The sequence below is a fragment of the Ectopseudomonas toyotomiensis genome (assembly GCF_900115695.1).
GTDB lineage: Bacteria > Pseudomonadota > Gammaproteobacteria > Pseudomonadales > Pseudomonadaceae > Aquipseudomonas > Aquipseudomonas toyotomiensis.
Window position 1 is genome coordinate 1 of record NZ_FOXK01000030.1, and the last position, 3,384, is coordinate 3,384.

The following is a 3,384-nucleotide window of genomic DNA, read 5'->3' on the forward strand; positions in this document are numbered from 1 at the left end:
ACACGGGTCAGAGCAGCGGTCAGAGTGGTTTTACCGTGGTCAACGTGACCGATGGTGCCAACGTTGACGTGCGGTTTGTTACGTTCGAATTTTTCTTTAGCCATCTTGACCGTCTCCTAGCGAAGAATTGAGCAAGCCATGCCGCCATTAAAACAAAGGCAGATACTTTCATATCTGCCTTCATTAGATGGAGCTCATGAGCGGATTTGAACCGCTGACCTCACCCTTACCAAGGGTGTGCTCTACCAGCTGAGCTACATGAGCCAAACTCTGTTGCGCCAGCCACAAACTGGAGCGGGTAGCGGGAATCGAACCCGCATCATCAGCTTGGAAGGCTGAGGTTCTACCACTGAACTATACCCGCGGAGCTTGCAGCTCACGCCGAATCTGGTGGAGGGGGAAGGATTCGAACCTTCGAAGTCGATGACGTCAGATTTACAGTCTGATCCCTTTGGCCGCTCGGGAACCCCTCCAAAGTGAGGCGGCATTTTCTAGATCTGCCACCCTGCTGTCAAGCTTTTTCTCATTAAAATCTTGAGGTTAGCTACTTTGACAACATCTTCGTCGGGAACCAACTTTGACCACCCTGCGAAGCGGGCGCCATTCTATGCAAACTACTGGAGCAATGCAACGCCTTCACAAGGCATTAATTGATGCTGCAAACCTGCGAAGTCACCCGCGAGCCGCCCAAGCAAAAATTCGTCAGCCAAGCGCCGACTTTCCGGAGCCACCCGCACCCAGAAACTGCGATGCGCACGCGAGAGCTCGCGAATCTGCGGCTCGTAACCCACATCCCGCAAACGCTGCATGACGCTATTGGCCGAGTCATTGCGAGGGAATATGCCGAGCGATATGCCATTCGCCAGCTCGCCCTGAGTAATGATGTAGCTATCGATACGACGGGCCTGCAGTTCGCGCAACTGCCTCAGCGAGGCCTGGCGGGAAGCCAGAGGCGGCAGATACACCCAATACTCGACCCCCGCCGCCGCATCGACACCGCGCACCTCAGCCTGTATGTCCAAACTCAATAGCCGCTGCTCCACAACCCTGGCCCTCGACTCCTCCTCGAAACTCCCTAGATAGAGGCAAACAGCCGCATCAGGAGCAGCCGCATCAGCCGGCATCGACGAATCTGCACGCGAGCGCGGCGCATCCGCTTCACTCAACAAACGAATATCTTTACGCGCCGCCTGATAAGCACCTGCTGGAGCCACCTCTTTGGCACGCAAGGGGGCCTGCTGCTGATGCCAAACGTAATAGAAGGCGTTAAGCAGCAGGAGCAATAGCAGAATCCAGCGCATACCTCGCCTCAGCTCAAAGGACAGGCGATAGCCAGCCCGACAAATACCAGATCAGGAACAACCTGCGCTCCCGGGACCACATCTTGCACCAGGCCCGCATCGCCTCCAGTCAAGAAGACCTCGAAGCCCTCAGGAAAACGAGCCTGCGCCTGCAGCAACTGCTCGGCAACAAAACCGCGCAACATCAATACGCACCCTCGCTCGACAGCCTCCGCAGTGGAGCGCCCAGGCTCCAGCTCTTGCAAAGCGGCGAGAGCCACCTGTCGGTCATAGCGAATACGCCGAGTGTGCGTACTCAACTGATCACGCATGAGCGGCAACCCCGGGCAAATGAAGCCGCCCAGGTGCATACCTGAGGCAGAAACGAAATCAGCGGTCACCGCTGTCCCGAGATCCACCACCAGACAAGCACGCTGCCCCAGATGATAGGCACCCAGCACAGCCAGCCAGCGATCCAGACCAAGGCGCCGGAAGTCTTCGTAACCGTTATGCACAACCCCGACCTGACTGGCAGATTGAGCACAGACCGCATCCACCCCCAAGGACTCACGCAGACGCGCAACCAACTGTTCGGTCTCGGCGTCGCTGCGCACGCTGACCAAGCGACAGCGACTTACCCGCAACTCAGGCGCAGCAGCCAATGAGTCGAAGAGAGCGGCATCGGAGTCGACCACGCCAGCAAGAAGGCGCTGCGCTCCATCCACGGAGATCACCCGCCACTTGATAAAGCTATTACCGCAGTCGAGCTCAAGAATCATGCTGCAACCTCAGGCTCAACTCGCCACCACTGAAGGAGCGATCGAAGCCATCCACGCTCAGCCTAATAGCGCCTCGCTCATCAACCCCAAGCACGACACCCAGAGTCGCATTATTTCCTGCCGTCAACGCCACAGATCGCCCGCACCATGCATGCAACGCTTCCCACTCCTCGCGCAAACCGGCAAACCCGCGCTGCCAATGAATGGAAAGGCAATCTCGAAGCTGCAACAACAACTTGGCGGCCAACTCATTACGGTCGAGCATGTGTCCAAGGCACTGGCGCACTGAGGTCCAGGGCTGGTCGATAACAGCAGGCACATCGATCGCCATATTGACGTTGATACCGACACCAATCACAACGTGACAGACATCTGCCGGATCCCCGGCCAGCTCCAGGAGAATTCCAGATATCTTGCGCCCCTCGACCAGTACATCATTCGGCCATTTCAGTCGCGCACCGTCGATACCAATGGATTGCAGCGCCTTAGCGACAGCAAGGCCCACAGTCAGACTCAAGGCCTCCACCTGACTCATGCCACCATCTACACGCAGAACCACGCTGCAATAAAGGTTCTCGGCAAAGGGACTGGCCCAGACCCGCCCCCGCCGACCACGCCCAGCGGTCTGGCGCTCGGCAAGCAGAACGAAAGGCGCACGCACTCCAGCATCGAGGCGACGAAAGATCTCCGCGTTCGTAGAGTCCACGCTGGACTCGACAGTGATCGGCCAATCCAAGCCATCAGCGCCATGAGATATCTCTTGGGCATCGAGCAAGGTCATGGGCGAAGACAACCGATAGCCCCGACCAGGAACCTTGAACACCTCGATCCCCAGCTCGGCCTCCAGGCCTTGCAGTTGCTTCCAGATGGCACTGCGACTTATCCCAAGCTTCGCCCCCAGGGCTTCACCGGAATGGAATCGACCATCCTGTAGAAGTTTCAACAATTCCAGCATGCCAGGCCCCGCCACGAACAAGGCTGGCATGATAACGACGAGGCTTCAGCTTGCATAGAAAACGGCAAGCCAAAGAAGGCCGCGCGGGGAAAGATAACTGCCATGGCGCAAGATCCAGCCGAAAGAGCCGCCAATAAAAACCAACGGCAACAAGACCACCTTCAAGGAAACCTTTCCTATTGATGCCGATAAAGCTTAAATCTGAGGCGAGCGCTGTGACGCCGACATGCCGGTGCGCGCAGCCCCCCCTACGCGAAGCTCTGTTTTCCGCGCCGCAAAGAAGAAACCCCAGACCGCGTTAGCGATCTGGGGTTTCGTATAGGAGCTTGACGATGACCTACTCTCACATGGTGAAGCACCACACTACCAT

The 3,384-nt window shown here is 57.4% G+C and carries 4 protein-coding genes and 3 tRNA genes; all 7 read right to left on the minus strand.

Features of this window, described 5'->3' with window-relative positions; all coding sequences use genetic code 11:
• Positions 1–104 (minus strand): GTP-binding protein (locus BM186_RS25950; RefSeq protein WP_202966612.1); only part of this gene is annotated, 104 nt, incomplete at its 3' end.
• 84 nt (positions 105–188) lie between these two features.
• A tRNA-Thr gene (locus tag BM186_RS25955) sits at positions 189–264 on the minus strand.
• A 26-nt stretch (positions 265–290) separates the two neighbouring features.
• A tRNA-Gly gene (locus BM186_RS25960) sits at positions 291–364 on the minus strand.
• Between the two features lie 24 nt (positions 365–388).
• A tRNA-Tyr gene (locus BM186_RS25965) sits at positions 389–473 on the minus strand.
• A gap of 141 nt (positions 474–614) precedes the next feature.
• On the minus strand, positions 615–1,301 hold the full coding sequence (locus BM186_RS25970; RefSeq protein WP_072426378.1) for an SPOR domain-containing protein: 687 nt from the start codon (positions 1,299–1,301) through the stop codon (positions 615–617).
• Positions 1,302–1,309: 8 nt separating this feature from the next.
• Positions 1,310–2,059, minus strand: a complete 750-nt coding sequence (locus tag BM186_RS25975) for a pantothenate kinase (protein WP_074919336.1) — start codon at positions 2,057–2,059, stop codon at positions 1,310–1,312.
• A complete protein-coding gene (birA, locus tag BM186_RS25980) occupies positions 2,049–3,014 on the minus strand; it encodes a bifunctional biotin--[acetyl-CoA-carboxylase] ligase/biotin operon repressor BirA (RefSeq protein WP_074919337.1) in 966 nt (321 codons plus the stop codon). The genes BM186_RS25975 and birA overlap by 11 nt, the downstream gene beginning before the upstream one ends.
• Between the last annotated feature and the right edge of the window lie 370 nt (positions 3,015–3,384).